The 17,213-nt window shown below is 58.4% G+C and carries 12 protein-coding genes; 8 read left to right on the top strand and 4 right to left on the bottom strand.

From position 1 onward, the window contains the following. The first annotated feature begins 1 nt into the window (after window position 1). The 8 genes from ACM0PK_RS18170 (at window position 2) to ACM0PK_RS18205 (ending at window position 10,799) form a co-directional block, all read left to right on the top strand. Window positions 2-3,139, top strand: coding sequence for an efflux RND transporter permease subunit (locus ACM0PK_RS18170; protein WP_414606778.1), 3,138 nt, complete (start codon window positions 2-4; stop codon window positions 3,137-3,139). Next, window positions 3,136-3,867 carry a HupE/UreJ family protein gene (locus ACM0PK_RS18175; protein WP_012478644.1) on the top strand — a complete coding sequence of 244 codons (732 nt, stop codon included), beginning with the start codon at window positions 3,136-3,138 and terminating at the stop codon, window positions 3,865-3,867. The genes ACM0PK_RS18170 and ACM0PK_RS18175 overlap by 4 nt, the downstream gene beginning before the upstream one ends. Before the next feature lie 19 nt (window positions 3,868-3,886). Then, window positions 3,887-4,525, top strand: a complete 639-nt coding sequence (locus ACM0PK_RS18180; protein ID WP_012478643.1) for a hypothetical protein — start codon at window positions 3,887-3,889, stop codon at window positions 4,523-4,525. A gap of 39 nt (window positions 4,526-4,564) precedes the next feature. Next, window positions 4,565-4,804: a hypothetical protein gene (locus ACM0PK_RS18185; protein WP_005414985.1), complete on the top strand. Its 240-nt coding sequence runs from the start codon at window positions 4,565-4,567 to the stop codon at window positions 4,802-4,804. Window positions 4,805-4,969: 165 nt separating this feature from the next. Next, the gene (locus ACM0PK_RS18190; protein WP_005414984.1) at window positions 4,970-6,304 is read left to right on the top strand and encodes an MFS transporter; all 1,335 of its coding nucleotides are present in this window, start codon (window positions 4,970-4,972) and stop codon (window positions 6,302-6,304) included. Between the two features lie 686 nt (window positions 6,305-6,990). After that, on the top strand, window positions 6,991-8,718 hold the full coding sequence (locus ACM0PK_RS18195) for an ATP-dependent nuclease (RefSeq protein ID WP_005414983.1): 1,728 nt from the start codon (window positions 6,991-6,993) through the stop codon (window positions 8,716-8,718). Continuing rightward, window positions 8,708-10,129, top strand: coding sequence for a UvrD-helicase domain-containing protein (locus tag ACM0PK_RS18200; RefSeq protein ID WP_414606779.1), 1,422 nt, complete (start codon window positions 8,708-8,710; stop codon window positions 10,127-10,129). The genes ACM0PK_RS18195 and ACM0PK_RS18200 overlap by 11 nt, the downstream gene beginning before the upstream one ends. 244 nt (window positions 10,130-10,373) lie before the next feature. Beyond that, window positions 10,374-10,799 (top strand): hypothetical protein, encoded by a 426-nt coding sequence (locus tag ACM0PK_RS18205; protein ID WP_125892599.1) that lies wholly within the window; start codon window positions 10,374-10,376, stop codon window positions 10,797-10,799. Here ACM0PK_RS18205 and ACM0PK_RS18210 read toward each other — a convergent pair. From ACM0PK_RS18210 to ACM0PK_RS18225, 4 genes are all read right to left on the bottom strand, one after another. Next, entirely contained in the window at window positions 10,762-12,828 is a 2,067-nt protein-coding gene (locus ACM0PK_RS18210) for an integrase (RefSeq protein WP_229302253.1), read from the bottom strand. The two genes, ACM0PK_RS18205 and ACM0PK_RS18210, sit on opposite strands and share 38 nt — an antisense overlap. Before the next feature lie 44 nt (window positions 12,829-12,872). Further along, the gene (locus tag ACM0PK_RS18215) at window positions 12,873-14,714 is read right to left on the bottom strand and encodes a hypothetical protein (RefSeq protein ID WP_021204602.1); all 1,842 of its coding nucleotides are present in this window, start codon (window positions 14,712-14,714) and stop codon (window positions 12,873-12,875) included. 90 nt (window positions 14,715-14,804) lie between these two features. Further along, window positions 14,805-16,106: a tyrosine-type recombinase/integrase gene (locus ACM0PK_RS18220; RefSeq protein WP_012478638.1), complete on the bottom strand. Its 1,302-nt coding sequence runs from the start codon at window positions 16,104-16,106 to the stop codon at window positions 14,805-14,807. Window positions 16,107-16,725: 619 nt separating this feature from the next. Continuing rightward, entirely contained in the window at window positions 16,726-17,199 is a 474-nt protein-coding gene (locus ACM0PK_RS18225) for an NIF family HAD-type phosphatase (protein WP_021204601.1), read from the bottom strand. Between the last annotated feature and the right edge of the window lie 14 nt (window positions 17,200-17,213).

Genomic DNA, 17,213 nt, shown 5'->3' on the forward strand with positions numbered 1-17,213 from the left:
CATGCTAGAGCGAATCATTCGCGCGTCTATCGCGCACAGATGGCTTGTGCTCCTTCTGGTCCTGGCCCTCTCAGGCCTTGGGATCTGGAACTACAGCAAGCTTCCCATCGACGCCGTTCCTGACATTACCAATGTCCAGGTGCAGATCAACACCGAAGCTCCGGGCTACTCACCGCTGGAGGCCGAGCAACGGGTCACCTTCCCGGTCGAAACAGCGTTGGCCGGGTTGGCAAAGCTGGAACACACCCGTTCCATCTCACGCTACGGCCTGTCTCAGGTCACGGTCGTGTTTGAAGATGGCACAGATATCTACTTCGCCCGTCAGCAGGTCGCAGAGAGACTTCAGCAAGCGGGATCCCAATTGCCCGTGGGACTAAAGCCAAGCCTTGGACCGGTAGCGACGGGCCTGGGTGAGATCTTCATGTACACCGTGGAAGCGGAGTCCGGTGCTGAAGAGACGTGGACACCAATGGCGCTTCGTACGCTGCAGGACTGGGTGATCCGACCGCAGATGCGCCACTTGAAAGGCGTAACCGAGGTCAACACCGTCGGAGGCTATGTTCGCCAGTTTCACATCACGCCGGACCCGAAGAAGCTCCAAGCATACGGACTGACGCTGCAGGATGTGCTCGAAGCCGTGGCCCGCAGCAACACTAACGTGGGTGCCGGCTACATCGAGAAAAGCGGTGAGCAGTACTTGGTACGCGTGCCGGGCCAAGTGGCCGACATGGCGGGTTTGCGCAAGATCGTAGTGGCTAACCGTGATGGCATGCCATTGCGTGTTGGCGATCTGGCAGAAGTTGTAGAAGGCACCGAACTTCGTACAGGCGCGGCAACCAAGGATGGCAACGAAGTGGTCCTTGGTACGGCGTTCATGCTCATCGGCGAAAACAGCCGGGACGTGGCTCAGCGAACCGCGGCCAAGCTCAAGGACATCGACGCTACGCTGCCTGACGGCGTTCGGGCGCATCCTGTGTATGACAGAACCGAACTGGTGGATCGGACCATCGAGACGGTGAAGAAGAACCTCCTCGAAGGCGCCTTGCTCGTCATCGCGGTGCTCTTCCTGCTTTTGGGCAATCTTCGTGCGGCACTGATCACTGCGGCGGTCATTCCATTGACGATGCTGCTGACGATCACAGGCATGGTCCAGAATCGCGTCTCTGCGAATCTGATGAGCCTGGGCGCACTGGATTTTGGCTTGATCGTCGATGGGGCAGTCATCATCGTAGAGAACTGCCTGCGTCGCTTTGGCGAGCGGCAACACCTTCAGGGCCGTTTGTTGACTCGGGAAGAACGATTTTCCTTGGCGGCAAGTGCCAGTGCAGAGGTGATCAGGCCAAGCCTGTTCGGCCTTTTCATCATCGCGGCGGTCTACATCCCGATCTTTGCCCTCTCCGGCGTGGAAGGGAAGATGTTCCACCCGATGGCGCTTACCGTGGTCATCGCGCTTACCGGTGCCATGGCACTGTCCTTGACATTCGTACCTGCCGCTGTGGCTCAGTTCGTAACGGGAAAGGTTTCGGAGAAGGAAACCAAAGCCATGCGCCGAGTCACCAACGTGTATGGCCCGATGCTTGAGCGTGCCGTCAATGCACGCAAGGTAGTGGTGGCCTCTGCTGCGGTGCTCACCGTCCTGGCGGGCCTGCTTGCAAGTCGCCTCGGCACCGAGTTCATTCCGAACCTGGATGAGGGCGATATCGCCTTGCATGCGCTTCGAATTCCAGGGACCAGCTTGACCCAGGCGATCGGCATGCAACGTCAGCTGGAAGCGGCGATCAAACAGTTCCCCGAGGTAGATGAAGTCGTCGCAAAGATCGGCACTGCCGAGGTGGCCACCGATCCCATGCCCCCCTCCGTAGCCGACACCTTCATCATGCTCAAAGATCGGGACCAATGGCCTGATCCGCGCAAGCCGAAGGCACAGCTTGTTGCCGAGCTCGAGAAAGTGGTTCGCGCCATTCCTGGCAACAACTATGAGTTCACCCAGCCGGTGCAGATGCGGATGAACGAGCTCATTGCGGGCGTTCGGGCTGAGGTTGCTGTCAAGCTGTACGGCGACGACCTGGAGCAACTGGCAACCATCGGCAGCCAGGTAGAGAACGTTGCCAGTGAGATCCAGGGAGCGGCCGACGTGAAACTTGAGCAGATCACCGGTCTGCCATTGATGACGATCACGCCGGACCTGGATGCACTTGCACGATACGGCGTAGCCATTGACGACGTGCAGAAGACCATCTCGGTGGCGCTGGGAGGTGAATCGGTCGGCCAGGTGTTCGAAGGCGATCGGCGCTTCGATATCGTGGTTCGTCTGTCGGAGAACCTTCGCCAGGACGTCCGGACACTGGCGTCACTACCTGTGGCCGTCGCGCCCGGGGTGAGCACAGGCCAAGAGCGCAGCTTCGTGCCGCTGGGCCAGTTGGCCAAGGTCGAGATCGCGCCTGGTCCGAACCAGATCAGCCGTGAGAATGGTAAACGCAGGGTGGTGATCACAAGCAATGTGCGCGGGCGCGACTTAGGGTCCTTTGTCGAGGAGTTGCGCACCAAGGTCGGACAGGAGGTCCAGCTGCCGGAAGGGTACTGGATCGAGTACGGCGGCACGTTTGAGCAGTTGATCTCGGCAAGCAAGCGGCTGTCCGTCGTCGTGCCAGTGGTTCTGGTGATGATCTTCGGATTGTTGTTCATGGCATTCGGCTCAGGGAAGGACGCTGCGATCGTATTCAGTGGCGTGCCGCTTGCACTGACCGGGGGCGTGGTGGCGCTGTGGCTGCGCGACATTCCCATGTCCATCTCCGCAGGTGTGGGCTTCATCGCTCTTTCGGGCGTTGCCGTGCTCAATGGCCTGGTAATGATCAGCTTCATCAAGAACCTGCGGGAAGAAGGCGTCCCCCTGCACAAGGCTGTCACCGAAGGTGCTCTTACCCGCCTCCGGCCAGTCCTGATGACGGCCTTGGTGGCGAGTCTGGGCTTCCTTCCTATGGCCCTGAACGTCGGTGCTGGCGCGGAAGTTCAGCGTCCGCTCGCCACTGTTGTTATCGGCGGAATCATCTCTTCAACGCTGCTGACACTTCTCGTGCTGCCGGCGCTGTATCGATTGGTTCACCGCGAAGATTCTGTTCTGGAAAGTCGCTCCTCATGAACCACCCGTCCCCTTTCTGCACAAGGAACTTGTCTTTGACTTCTTCCAACAAGCTCTTTGCTTGGCTTTCGATGCTTGCCGCAGTCCTCCTGCCGTTTGCGGCGTTCGCGCACGGTGTAAGCGAGGGAGACCAGGCCTTCCTTGAAGAAAGCACCGGTAGGCAACTGATCGCGTTTACCTACCTTGGCGCCAAGCACATGGTGACTGGATACGACCACCTTCTATTTCTGTTCGGGGTGATCTTCTTCCTATACCGCATGCGGGACGTGAGCATCTACGTCACCTTGTTCGCCATTGGCCACAGCACGACGCTGCTGCTCGGCGTGCTCGGCGGCTTTCATGTCGACGCCTATCTGGTCGACGCGATCATCGGTCTCTCGGTGGTCTACAAGGCCTTGGACAACATGGGCGCGTTCAAGCGGTGGTTCGGCGTGCAACCCAACACCAAGATTGCAGTCCTTGTCTTCGGCTTCTTCCACGGCTTCGGCCTGGCCACGAAGCTTCAGGACTTCTCGCTATCGCCGGACGGGCTGGTCCCCAACATGCTTGCGTTCAACGTGGGCGTTGAGCTCGGCCAACTTCTGGCGCTTGCCGGCATCTTGATCGTGATGGGCTTCTGGCGTCGGCTGCCTTCCTTCAACCGCCAGGCCTACGGCGTGAACACCATCTTGATGACGGCCGGCTTCGTGCTCATCGGCATGCAGCTCACCGGCTACTTCGCTTCCTGATTTCTGACCGAGACCCATCATGTCAATCACTATCAATCAACCACTTCCCACGACTGGCCGCCTGCTGAAGTCGACCCTTGTCGCTGCCGCCATTGCCGGCGCGCTTCTCGTTACGGCCGTTCTGCCGGCGGAGTACGGCATTGATCCCACCGGGATCGGCCGAGCGCTGGGCCTGACTGCCCTGGCAGACGGCGGAAGCACCGCCGCAGACCCGGCTACGCCGACGTCCTCGACAGCATCGGACGCAGCGACCACCTTGGCGGAAAAGGCTGCGGCTGCGTTCGGGGCGAACAAGGGGCAATCGCTTGATCCAGCCGCGGTATCGCTCACCAACGGTGAGCTTCGCCAGGACGCGATGACGATCACGCTGGAGCCGGGGAAAGGCAAAGAGGTCAAATCCCACATGGCTGCTGGCGCGGGAATTCTGTTCAGCTGGAAGGCGACCGGTGATGTAGCAGTCGATATGCATGGTGAGCGGCCCGACGTGAAGGGTGCATGGACCAGCTACGCCGTCGAAGCTGCGCAGCGGGAGGCGCACGGCACCTTCGTCGCGCCATTTGAAGGAACTCATGGGTGGTACTGGCAGAACCGAAGCGACACGCCGGTGACCGTGAGCATCGAACTTGTGGGCTACCAAGCCGACATCTATCAGCCGTAACACCCGGCACTTCGCCGACCCAACCCGAGGAGAAACAACATGAAAACTCATAGCGCAGTAATTGCCGGCCTGCTTTTCAGCATGTCCCTTTTCACCACGGCATCCGCTCATGATCCTGCCCTCCATGCCGATCCGGCTCCCCCGGCTGCTCCCAAGGCCAAGCCGACGACTTGCGAACAGCTTGCCGACCGTTCGAAGTACAAGGTGGACCTCAAGGATGCCCAGACCAAGGCGCTGAAGGAACGTTGCGACGCACAGGCAGCTCCGAAGAAGAAGTAAATCCACTCGGATTTAGCCAACGACCCTGCCATTCCGGCGGGGTCGTCACCTCGACCCGAACAGTGGTGGGCGTACACTCCGCCTGTCTGCCGCCTCTGCCCTGAATCCGGGCAAAAGGGCGCACACGGGTTGGTGCCGTCAGAACGTTGCTACCAGGACAATCCCATGCTCGAAGTACTGAGTCACCCGGCGTTTCGGCGCCTGTTTGGTGCCCAGATAGTCGCCCTGGTCGGAACCGGCTTGGCGACTGTCGCCCTTGCCCTCCTGGCCTACGACCTCGCTGGCAGCCAGGCCGGAGCGGTGTTGGGCACCGCGCTGGCGATCAAGATGGTCGTGTACGTGACCTTGGCGCCCGTTTCAGGAGCGTTGGTCCCTGCACGGCTGCGCAAGCGGGTGCTGATCGCACTCGATCTGGTTCGTGCGGTTGTGGCGGTCTGCCTGCCCTTCGTCACCGAGATCTGGCAGGTGTATGTCCTCATCGCTGTGCTGCAGTCGGCATCGGCATGTTTCACGCCGCTGTTTCAATCCACCATCCCCGAAATTCTTCAAGAAGAGCGTGATTACACCCGTGCGCTCTCACTTTCCCGATTGGCATATGACCTTGAAAGCCTGCTGAGCCCGGCGCTTGCTGCCGCACTGCTGACGATCATTAGCTTCCACGGGCTGTTCGCTGGTACCTCGGTAGGTTTCATCCTCTCGGCGCTGCTCGTCGCGTCCACCACCTTCCCGGCCCTCGCTGCGGTCTCTTCCAAGGACGGTCCCTATGCCCGAGCCATCCGTGGAATGCGAATCTACCTCCGCACACCGCGATTGCAGGGCCTGCTCGCGTTGAACCTCTGCGCCGCAGCCGGCGGCGCGATGGTGTTCGTCAATACGGTGGTTATGGTCCGCACCGTTCTGGGCGGGGCGGAGGAGCAGGTTGCATGGGCGCTGGCGGCCTTCGGAGGCGGGTCCATGCTGGTCGCACTTCTTCTTCCGAAGGTTCTCGACCGCATTTCGGACCGGACAGTAATGTTGGCTGCAGGACTGTTCATGTCAGTTGTCCTGGTTACCTTCCTTGGCGTCTGGTTTGCCCTGAAGGGACATCCCGGGTGGACGGCGGTCATTCCGGCCTGGACGCTGCTGGGCATGGCGTATGCCGGCTTGGTTACCCCCGGCGGGCGGCTGCTGCGGCGTTCGGCTGAGTCCGCCGATCTACCATTCCTCTTCGCTGCCCAATTTTCCCTATCGCATGTTTGCTGGTTGATCGCCTATCCACTCGCCGGGTGGGTTGGTGCGCGCTACGGCTTGCATGTTGCCTTGGCCGCCTTGGGGATTCTGGCCACACTCGGTTTGGTCGCCGCGTGGCGCAGATGGCCGGCGCACGATCCAGAGGAGATAGCGCATAAGCACGAACATCTTGCTGAGGACGACCCGCACCTCTTGGCACACCGAGACGTGGATGGCACGCACCGTCACCGGTTTGTCATCGATCAACTTCACACACGCTGGCCAGGCTGACCAAGGCGCCAGGCGGGCGGCGAGCACGGAGCTACCTACTTGCGAGTTTGGTCGCAGACGTACAAGTCCATGTCGACGTCATATCGACACGCGCGCCCACATTCGTAAGATCCCACTTCCTGCGCCCCTGGCAGTGGAGGGCTATTTCTCAGGGCGGCTATTGCAGCCGCCTGGCAATGCTCGAAGGTGTCGTAATCGCCATAAACAGCGTGACGGACTTCCTGAGTGGACGCCCCGGGCGGATAGACAAAGGCAGTCCAGCGCCCCTGGGACCCGCCGCAAGAAACCGCGACTATGGCGACGCCGACGGTTAAGGTTGTCCGACCGATGTCCATGGCCGAATCCTAGCACCGCCGCGCGCCGGGCGGACACCAGCTCAAGCCTATTCAGCTTCGCGAACCAATTTCCTTCGCTCAGGGAAGTCCGCTGTTGGCGATGAACGGACCTCCGTCGCCTGCAAGCGGGCAGGTGACCACGGAAGAAGCGACCTGGAACCGCTCTCTCAGTGTTGCCGCGTTACAGGTTAGGGAAGTTCGCGAAGCAGCTCGGCGTGGCGCCAAGTTCCACCAATGAGCCAATGACTGGCAGAACGCTTTAGGGCTAGGATTGCCTCAGGGGCGTAGTAGGAGTTGGTGTCAGTCTGCGTCCTACACGGACCGTTGACCAAGCCTCTTACAGGACGCCCCATGCCTCGAATTCGCCATTTGGCCATTCGGAACTTTCGATCCATCAAGGCGCTCGACTGGTCGCCCGCCCCGGGCATCAACTGTTTGATCGGTCCTGGCGATAGTGGCAAGTCCACCATCCTCGATGCCATCGACCTGTGCTTGGGTGCTCGACGAAGCATTTCCTTCGGCGACATGGACTTTTTTGACCTCGATGTCTCAGAGCCCATTCGTATTGCCGTGACATTCGGGGAACTGCCGGCATCGCTGATGGACATTGATGTCTATGGCGACTTCTTGCGAGGATTCGATTCGGTATTTGACACCCTAGAAGACGAACCCGCCGCGGGGTTGGAGACAGTGCTTACGCTGCTGCTTCAAGTCGGGGCGGACCTTGAGCCCAGCTGGACGCTGATCTCCGATAGGTCGCTTCAACAAGGCTTGGAACGAAGCCTGCCTTGGAAAGAACGCATCGTGTTAGCTCCGGCACGCATCGGCAGCTTTACAAGCTCCAACTTATCTTGGAGCCGCGGGTCGGTGCTCAACCGGCTAACAGACGAGCGCGCAGAATTGGGAGCCCAGCTCGCTCTAGCAGCGCGTCAGGCGCGCGCCAACTTTGGCGCTCAAGCATCGCCCCACCTGAGTCAGACACTCGGAATCGTCCGGACAACTGCCCAGAGCCTTGGAGTTGACGTCGGATCGATGCCGCAGGCCTTACTCGACTCGCACTCCGTCTCCATCGGCGAAGGCGCCATCGCGCTTCACAGCGAGGCAGGCATCCCCCTTCGGTCCCTTGGTACGGGTTCTTCTCGACTCTTGGTGACGGGACTTCAACGGGCCGCGGCGGAGTCAGCGCCGATTGCCTTGGTGGATGAGGTGGAATATGGGTTAGAGCCCCATCGGCTCATGCGGCTGCTGGATTCCTTGGGAGCCAAGGAGACGCCGCCGCCTCTCCAAGCGTTTCTCACAACACACTCCCCTGTGGCACTTCGTGAGCTTTCAGGTGAGCAGCTGCTTGTAGTTCGGCCACGACCGGCTGGCCATGTCGTCATTTCCGCTGGCTCGACCGACGAGATTCAAAGCACGCTGCGCACTGACCCGGAGGCCTTTCTGGCGAAGTCTGTGATTGTGTGCGAGGGAGCAAGCGAGGTAGGGTTTGTGCGTGGCCTCGATCTATGGGGGGTAGCCAGCAAAGAATCCTCTTTCTTGGCTTTAGGTGGTGCATACGTCAATGCAGGCGGAGGCACTCCGGACAACGCTTTTGCCCGAGCGACTGCGCTTATGGATCTGGGTTACCGAGTCCTCGTCTTCATAGACGCTGACAAACCTGCCGCTCCAGGTGTTGCAGAAGCATATCTTCAATCAGGCGGCAGCCTCGTGACTTGGCGGGCAGGAATGACGTTGGAGGACGAGCTGTTCCTCTGCCTTCCTGACACATCGATTGATGCCCTGCTCCTGAAGGCTAAAGAGCGTGTTGGCGAAGATCTTATGAACCAACAGCTGGTTGCCAAATCGAACGGTCTAACAACTTTGGCGTCCATCGAAGCGCTGAGGCCGAATTCACCCTATCCGCCTGATATTCGCGTACTGCTTGGCGAAGTCTCCCGTATCAAAAAGAATAGCTGGTTCAAGTCGCTTACGACTTACCAGTCAATCGTCCTGGATATCGTCTCTCGGGGCTACGCAAACGCGGACGCTAGCTTCAAGGCAGTAGTAGACCAACTCTGGGCCTTTACCCGTGCTGCCTGAAATCGATCTGCTAGCTATCCAACGCGGATCGATCACCGCCCCAGCAGGATGCGGCAAAACCCAGCTGATTGCCGAGGCGCTGGCATCCCACTCTGGGAACAGACCGATCCTTGTTCTGACTCACACAAATGCTGGCGTCACCGCGTTGAGGACACGCTTGAAACGCGCGGGGGTGCCCAGCTCTGCCTATCGGCTGTCGACGATTGATGGATTCGCTATGCGTCTCATCGCCAAGTTCCCGGCGCGCAGTGGCCATCATCCCCAACTCTTGGAGCTCAACAACGCGGGTAGCGACTACCCCGCGATCCGTGAATCATTCCGGCAACTCTTGGACTCGGGGCATATCGCTGCACCCATCGCAGCCACTTACGCCCGGCTTTTGGTTGACGAGTATCAGGATTGCAGCACCGTTCAGCACTCCATCGTGTCCACCCTCGCTGCGCTTTTGCCCACGTGCGTCCTCGGTGACCCTCTGCAGGCCATCTTCGGATTTGGCGGAAATCGGCTGGTTCACTGGGAACAAGACGTTCAATCGTCCTTCCCAGCAGCGGGTAGCCTTCGAACCCCTTGGCGCTGGCAAATTGCAGGTAATGAAGAGCTGGGCCAGTGGCTGCTATCCCAAAGGCATGCTCTTACGGCCGGCTTACCCATTGATCTAACTACGGCTCCGTCATCCGTTCGTTGGATCCAGCTGGTTGCCGGTAGTGAAGTGCAGCAAAGATTGACTGCGGCACGGACCAATGCGCCTGGTAGCCAAGGAACGGTTCTGGTAATTGGCGAGTCCATGAATGTTCAATGCCGCCACCAACTCACCAGCCAAACGCCTGGGGCAATGGCGGTAGAAGCCGTGGACATGCGAGACCTCGTCAACTTCGCCAGGCAATTCAATCTTCAGGCTCCTAGTGCGCTGCAAGACTTGGCCACCTTCTCCGCTCTCATGATGACGGGCGTCGGCACGGCGAATCTAGTGACGCGTGTCGGTACCATTCGTAGAGGGAGAGCCAGGACACCTCCAACTCCTGTAGAAGCTGAGGCAGTCGCCTTTGAGTCCGAGCGGACCATGACGCGCGCCTTGCGGCTGGTGGACGCTTTGGCCGAACAGACAGGCACTCGGGTCTATCGGCCCGAGATTCTGCACTGCTGTCGATCAGCCATGCGAAGCGTTATCAACGGAGAGCAAGATCTATTAGGAGCCGCACTTCATGCCCGCGAGCGAAATCGTCACCTCAGCCGCCCCATTGCGCGCAGAGCAGTCGGCAGCACTCTCCTTCTGAAAGGTCTCGAGGCAGACATTGCCGTGGTCCTCTATCCGGAGAGCATGAGCGTGCAGAACCTCTATGTAGCCCTCACGCGTGGTGCGAAAGGGCTGGTGATCTGCTCCAGTACCCCAACGCTGACCCCGACCCCATAGCCTCAACCTAACCATTCTGCGCCCTATCAGGCACGAAGCTTTGCGGCGCTTCATCATTGCAATGGTCACAATGGACCTTGTCCCAAAGTCGTTGCTGAACATCTGGGTCTGAAGAACGTGGGTCTCGCCGGGCAGCGACTGCATCAGGATTGATTTCAAGGTTCTCCTTGTCCCACCTAGATGATTGGGCGGCGAAGGTGGCGTAGGCTATCTGCTTACCAATGATGCGTCAGCGGACAGCAGAATGAGCAGACCCAACTCAGTAGAGGATAAGGCATTGGCCGCTCTTGACCGCCTGGTGAAGCGACGCCCGACCAATGAACTGCTGAAGGCAAAGATGGCCGCAGGTCATCGGATCATCACGCCTACCGCGGTCGCGGCAGAGGCAGGAGTAAATAGAGGGAGCTTTGGATCAAGGCACGCTCGACTTGGGCACGTCTGGCTTAAAATTCAGGAGCTGGCTGAGGAGGAGAGGCGAGGCTCAGTAGCTGAAGAGCTCGCCAGGGTTAAGGCTGAGAACGCAAGGTTGAAGGCTCTGCTTTACAAGACCAACATCCACAACGCATCTCTCCAACTCGCAGTGTCCCGGCTTCAGAAGCAGAGTACCAAGAGAGACGATGGAGCAAATGTCGTCAACTTTCGCCGGAACGATCGGAAGCGTCCCCGGTAGCGTTGGATATCATCCTCAGCACTGCTCGACTCTGAACAACACGGCTCATAGCAATCTTGGAATACTGATCCCTAGAGTTGGTCCGCTCCATCTGGACAATGGCCTGATTTTTCAGGAGGCGATCCTCCCAAAAGTCCTTATGCTCTGGCAGGATGATGCAGCACTTGCACCCCGCGCACAGGCCGGGCGACCGTAGGCCGAAGTTGGGCGAGGCGCGGACAGTGAGGAGGCTTGCTTGTGGGTTGCAGCTGGAACGGTCAGGCAACATATCAATCAGGCAACTTGCGTAGGTCCCTGTCCATATCCGCAGGTCGGTGAGTTTCACGTATGCCACGGCCTTATCGATCGGCGTCTCTCCGTCCATCTTGGACAGTGCCTCGGTCATTGATTCGGCATGCTGCATGAGAAGACGCTGCGCCGGTCCACCTCCGATCGGCCTGCCGAGGGTGATTTGAACTAGGAACCGAGAGGTCTCCATGACTCTCTCTCCTTCCAAGTTCTCGAGCAGAGCCGCATCGTTTCCAATGTACCCTTGATCCGTGATCTGCTCGCTCATGTGACGGAAGTGCGTCCGTAGCGCTGGCATTAGTTCCGGCTTGGATCGGAACACATAGTGCGCAAAGGTGATCCTCCATCGCTGCGGGCGTAGGTACCTCACCTCGTAAACAGCTTGCGTCGTTTCGATGCCACGCTTCTTCGTGAGGGCTTCGACGGCAAACTCACGTTGCAGCAGAGAATTTCTGGATGCTGTCATTCGGCCGATTCCATCGGGACCCGATGGAAGGGACTTGGCGTGGGAGAAGCTGAGCATCAGTGACTTAGTGCCCGATAGTGCTCGCCAAGGCTCCATTAGCCGCACCAGCACCTCGACGGATTTCAGCACGATCGGCAGGTGATTCGTGCCCAACGGGCGCAGTCCGGCAGTCCACTCATGGCGAGTCGCTTCCCTTTTGGCGGAAATGCCACAGATGGAGAACACCTCCATTAGTCCGTCTAGCGACGTCACTGACTTGACCACACCGTGCTGTAGCGTCGGATCGTGGTCCAGGGAGAGGCCAATCAGCTCATGAGCTCGAATCCCGGTGCATCCCTGCAGCAAGACACTGCATGCGCTTTGAGTCATTAGTATTAGGCGTCTCAGGCCCTGAGTTCCGCTAATCTCGCGCTCGTCACCAGCGTCATCAATCCGATCTATGGTGGCCAATGGCTCATGCCAGGGTGTCAGTGTCCCTGGGATCGGGCTCATCTGGAACTCCTCGATGTGCCGTTTGATCTGACGAAAGCAGGCGATTCGTCTCGGTCCCGTAGCACTTCTTGCGTCGATCAGCATCGGGATGACCTCAGCCTGAAGTCTGATCACATCCTCCGAGCCGTACTCAATCCATTCACATGCGTAGGAAAGAATCGGTACCGAGATCTCGTCCGGGACAGGCATCAATCCACCCGTTCGAGCAAGCCCGAGCGGCTCTGTCACGACGTCGTAGGTCTTTCTTCCGTCAAACGGCGCTTCGCACGGTGCTTGTCCGCCTCTGGCGCGCAAGCTGTCCGCGATTTCGTAGATCTGTGTAAGTGGATGGATGAGTTTGTAGGCGGTCGCATGCGTCCACGCCCTGTCTCGACCGGCATCACTTCGGGCCGTCATGTACTGCTCTTCGAGACCTTCGACGTAGTCCCAGCTCATCGCCGTGGTGATATCGAAGAGGGAGTGGATCTCCCGCTCTCCCATGAACTTCACCAGCTCCCTCATGCCCATGTAAGTGCCAGGGATAGACCCAACCGTCATACGTACGGTGTCCTCAATGATGGCGGTCTTGAGGTAGCACTTCAGCTCAGAGAGCAGTCCTCTGTGCTTGTAGTCCGTGAGCAACTCTCCGCGTGCCACAGGGATTGCCCAGTCAACTGTGACAAACTCCTTCTGTTGGCCGACCGTGGTCTGGGCAAAGGTCCAGACATCACTGTCATAGTCAACTTGGAAGGAAGGATGCAGGGTCGCTGCCTGCGCTGTTTCGACCTTTCTTGCTGCGGGCATAGCCATATCTCTAGAATTGATTCGCTAGTGGCGGTACAGCCGGACTATTCAAGTCCAGGCAGGGGCGTCAGCATGATCATCATCGCTGATTGTCGATTCGCAGTTGTGCTCACTGCTGGGATCCATGAATCGCGGAGAGCGAGATAGGCATTCTCGAACTTTCGCCTCCAGATCTCGCTGCCGAGCTCTGCCCTGGCTTCTTCGTATAGCTCCTGCAGTTGAAGAAAGCGCGCGAGCGCGTAGGCTTCGTTTGGATCAGCTGCGGCGAGCGGGCATGCAGGACAGGAACCATAGCTGGTGCAGAGCTTTCCATGGCGCTGCCCTGGTTGAGGACTTTGGAATGGATCTGCACAGCAGAAGCCCTGCGTGGCTGCCGTTTGCTCACGATCACTTCGGGCGGAGCGTGTGTCGATCTTTCCATTTGAAGTCACCCAGCGCTCCTGTGCGGTCATGGCTCCTGCCAGCTGTTCCTTTTGCCGATGCTGCATCGTGGTTGTCTGGTAACTGTCTTGACCAGTTGACAGTAGCCGATGGCCTAGCATTGCTCGGAGCTCGAAGGCGTCGCCGTCGGTCAGCCCATCAACCGCTTCGGAGAACGCAAGCCTGTTTGCTTGAGAGCCAGAGTACTTAAGCCCCCTTCGTTTGCAGAACAACGTGATGTAACCGGTCACCCGCGTGGTCACGTCGTCGGTTCTGGCTGAGTAGGAGTCGATGTGCATTCCTCGGCGCTTGTGCCGCCCGCCTTCGGAAACTGCGTGGAGGAAGAAGTCATTGGCAAGCTCACCAGCAGCGTAGTCTCTGATTCGTTTGGTCCAAGCAATAACGAAACTGATCAATCTTTCAGGCGCTAGCGGGTGATCGCTAGCGGGGAAGGCTGCTCGCTGTGTCGCGCCCTGAGCGGAACTTCCAGCCCTGCGCTTGGAGGACTTGATCACCGTTCGCTTTTGTCCAAGCGGGTAGTGCTCCGATATGCCATTCAGGGTGAGTGTTCTAAGTGGCTGCTCGTTGAAGCCCGAGTGCATGGCTAGTACGAGAAAGAATGGGATCAGATCGCCGCCGATCGGGTGCGCTAGTCTCCTCAGACGGAAGTACTCGCTTTCGCTGATCTTTCCTACGCCTGGGAGCTTGTGAACCGCGCCTTGGCGAGGAAGATGACCGTCAAAGTTTGCCAATATTTGAGCAATTGCCTCTGCCGGATCGCTTAGCGATACAGCGTCGCCCTTTTTCTTCTGAGCGAGGGCACTGTGAACCCTATCTAGAAGCGGCCACACTTCGTCCATTGTCGATATGCATTCTTCGACCGCCGCCTTCATGACGTTGGCCCAAGCCGCACGGTCCAGCTCTTTCGGCTTGCTCTTCCGTGGCAGTCCTGCGAACGGCTTTGGCGGAATACGGATCACCTTCCACCGTGGATCCATCTCGTGCAGCGCAAGAACGACCTTCTTGAAGGTCCCGTAATAGTGGCGCTGGGTCTCCACCGAGAGAACTGTCGGGTGCGTGGTATCCCTACCTTTCAGATACGTTAGAAAGGACTCGCCGAGATCCATTGGAGTGTCGTCTGGGCCGCTTATCTTTACCCCTTTTACGGTTAGGTACTGCACCAGGCCACTCACGATGTTGTTAGCTGAAGAGGATCTAGTCGTCTCCCTGCTGTTCTTGTTAGCTCGGCAGAACGCCTCGGCGAAGAGCGGTGCCGCTGCACCTATGCCCTTCCACCGGCTGAGATTAACGATGTTGTCGCGCAGGTCTCCGGCGCGCCTGAACGCGACTTCTAGGCGACCAGCGCTCTCGCGGACATCCCATTTCTTTGTGTTGCCTACCTTTTCCTCAACTACTACGGCGTGCCGCAGCTGGGCGGATCTTCTTCCTGCCACGTAACGCTCCAATCCGTGTTCAATCTGATTTGATAAGGTGAGTCGGTCACATGCGAGGAGTAGTGCGTATGCTGGCCGTGGAGCCGTGTGAGCTCCAACTCGTCAGGCCTCGACGCCGATTCGCATAAAGGGTTGACCTTCAAGGTGCAGTCTGATCGATTCCCTGGTTTCGCTCTCGAATGCGTTCGCGCTTCGCAGGTAGATGGACTCAGTCGTATCCCTGAGACTGTGTCCCAGTACCGACTGAACATACTTGATCGCATCCATGTCACCGTTTGCGCGCTTCTCCATGTACGTGTACAAGGCGAAGGTGTGTCGAAGGGCGTGAATGGTTATTCGCTCGCGCTGCGTGGATTCGTAGCGAGCCAGGTCACGCTCTTTGGAGAGCCGTTTGAGCAGCCTGTCCTTGGCCTGGGCGAAATGCCGGTCGAAGATCTGCGGGGTTATCGGATTGCCCGCATGCTTGCGGTTGTTTGCGTCGAGGACGAATAGGACGCCGTGATCCTCGAGCTTGTGGTATCCCAGTCGGAGGTCAACGAGGCGCTGCCGAACACCTTTGGCATAGCGCTTCAACGCGTTGAGTAGCCAGACTGGAACGGGAACATTGCGCTTCTTGTTACCTTTCCCGAGCACGGGGATGGCGACTGCAGTGAGAGGATCGCGCCCTTCCGTACGGGCCTGAAGGATGGTTTTCGCTTTGAGATCGCACACTTCCGCCCGCCTCAGTCCTGCTTGATAGCAAAGCTCAGCCATCAATCGCTGCGCCGTGGTTGCGTATGCCAGTTCAACCAGACCGTTTCGCTCGAGCACAGGGTTTGGACCTAGTTCGTCAAGAATACCGACGACGGTCTCGGGATGGAGCGCAGTGATGAGTTCGTCAGCGTCGTTCAGCCCGGGAAGGTCGACGCCAACGTCGAGAACTTGAACAGTTCCTCGCTTCGTCTGCTTGCTCAGCAGCGCTGGTGCCTTCCTCAGGTATCCCCGTTTCACGCAGAATGCGATTAGCTTGGTCACGGTCGACCATCTTCGATGAATAGTCGCGGCGGCGAGCTTATCCAAGGTCACCGCAGAGTCCAGGTCAGTCAAGGTGTCCGCATAGGATCTGAGGAGATCCTCATCTACGTCGGAAACGAGCTTTTTTCTTGCGTCAAGAAAGTGATGGAAGTCGGTGAGGTCAGCCGCGATAGCTGCGGTTGTGTTCTTGCTGCAGGCAAGCTTTGGCTTTGGACCGATCGTTAGATGGGCATCTGCAAAGAATTCAAAAGCGGGCTGAACGATCGTTCCATCAGACCTGCTGACCAAAAAGCAGAAGCCTTCGGGTAAGGGTACGCCTTGCGCACACTTGATTCCTGTCGCTTCCGAAGCGATTGCACGTGCGGTGCATATTTCGACGTCATAGACCATGGCGCCGAAAGCTATCAGGTATACGGAAAGTTTTTTTTGCTGTGAGCCTTACGGTACGTTAACAACTGAAATGAGAATCATGCCTACTTTTTACTTCCATTGATTCATATATTTACGCGTGATCGTGACCCTACTGGTACGCTCGGTGTGAAGGAAGACCTGCTCGCTGGTACGGGGGAAGTGCGCAACAGAGAGGTGGGTTCGTTCGTCGCGCAGGCTAGATTTGCTCCTTCAGTACCAATGTTGGTGTCCGCTTGGCGCGGCAATCGGTAGCGCGCGGTCAATGGCTACCCAAGGCTGGCAGTGAGTTGACATCATCAATCGGGAGACGCCGCGGTTGCTACTGCGCGTTCTTTAGGGAAGCGTGTTGGCTGGGCAGTGGGTACGCCTGGAGCTACCGATTCAATTGCTGCCGGCAAAGGTAAGGTTGCCGCAACGCCACTGCACCACTTTTGATTGCTGGCAACCTTTGGTTGGCCGTCTCCGGGTTCTCCGGAGCGACGCTATCAAAGAGTTTCTCGAGTGCTGCCCGCGTGCTGATCCCTAACTGTGCCGAATGTGCGAGAGGACGGCCGCTGCATACGCGCTCTTTCAACGAGCCATCGAGACAACGCGCTGCTCAGCCATGATCGGCGATCATGTGGCCAAGGTCGGATGCACTCTGCAGTTCAATGATGCGATCGGTCAGGCGTTCAGCTGCGATCTGCAACCCGTCATCGTCTGACGAGTACGGGGAGCCGAACAGCGGGATCTCGACCCACAGTCTCTCCTGCCCATCATGCACATAGGGGCCATGGTCATCCAAGAGAAGGGCTTCACCCACGTGGGGGGAGACATAGGAAAGATCCTTTGTCCTTCCAGACCAGTGGATGTATCGAAGCTCGACAAACCATGCCGGAACACTGCCTTCCCTAGCCAGGAGTCCGGCAATTCTTCTTGCAAGTGCCTCGGGAACCGTAGTGAACAGTACAAGTTCCTCGAACTGCGATCGGACATCCTCTAGGAACCGGTGAAGCCCAGGGCGAGGAATCTGACTGACTGCGTTGGAGATGAGCGTGCCTTCGAGGTCCAGTGCCAGGATGGTTGGCTTCATTGGGAGTTCCTGTC

This window comes from Stenotrophomonas sp. FR010, assembly GCF_047520755.2.
GTDB lineage: Bacteria > Pseudomonadota > Gammaproteobacteria > Xanthomonadales > Xanthomonadaceae > Stenotrophomonas > Stenotrophomonas sepilia.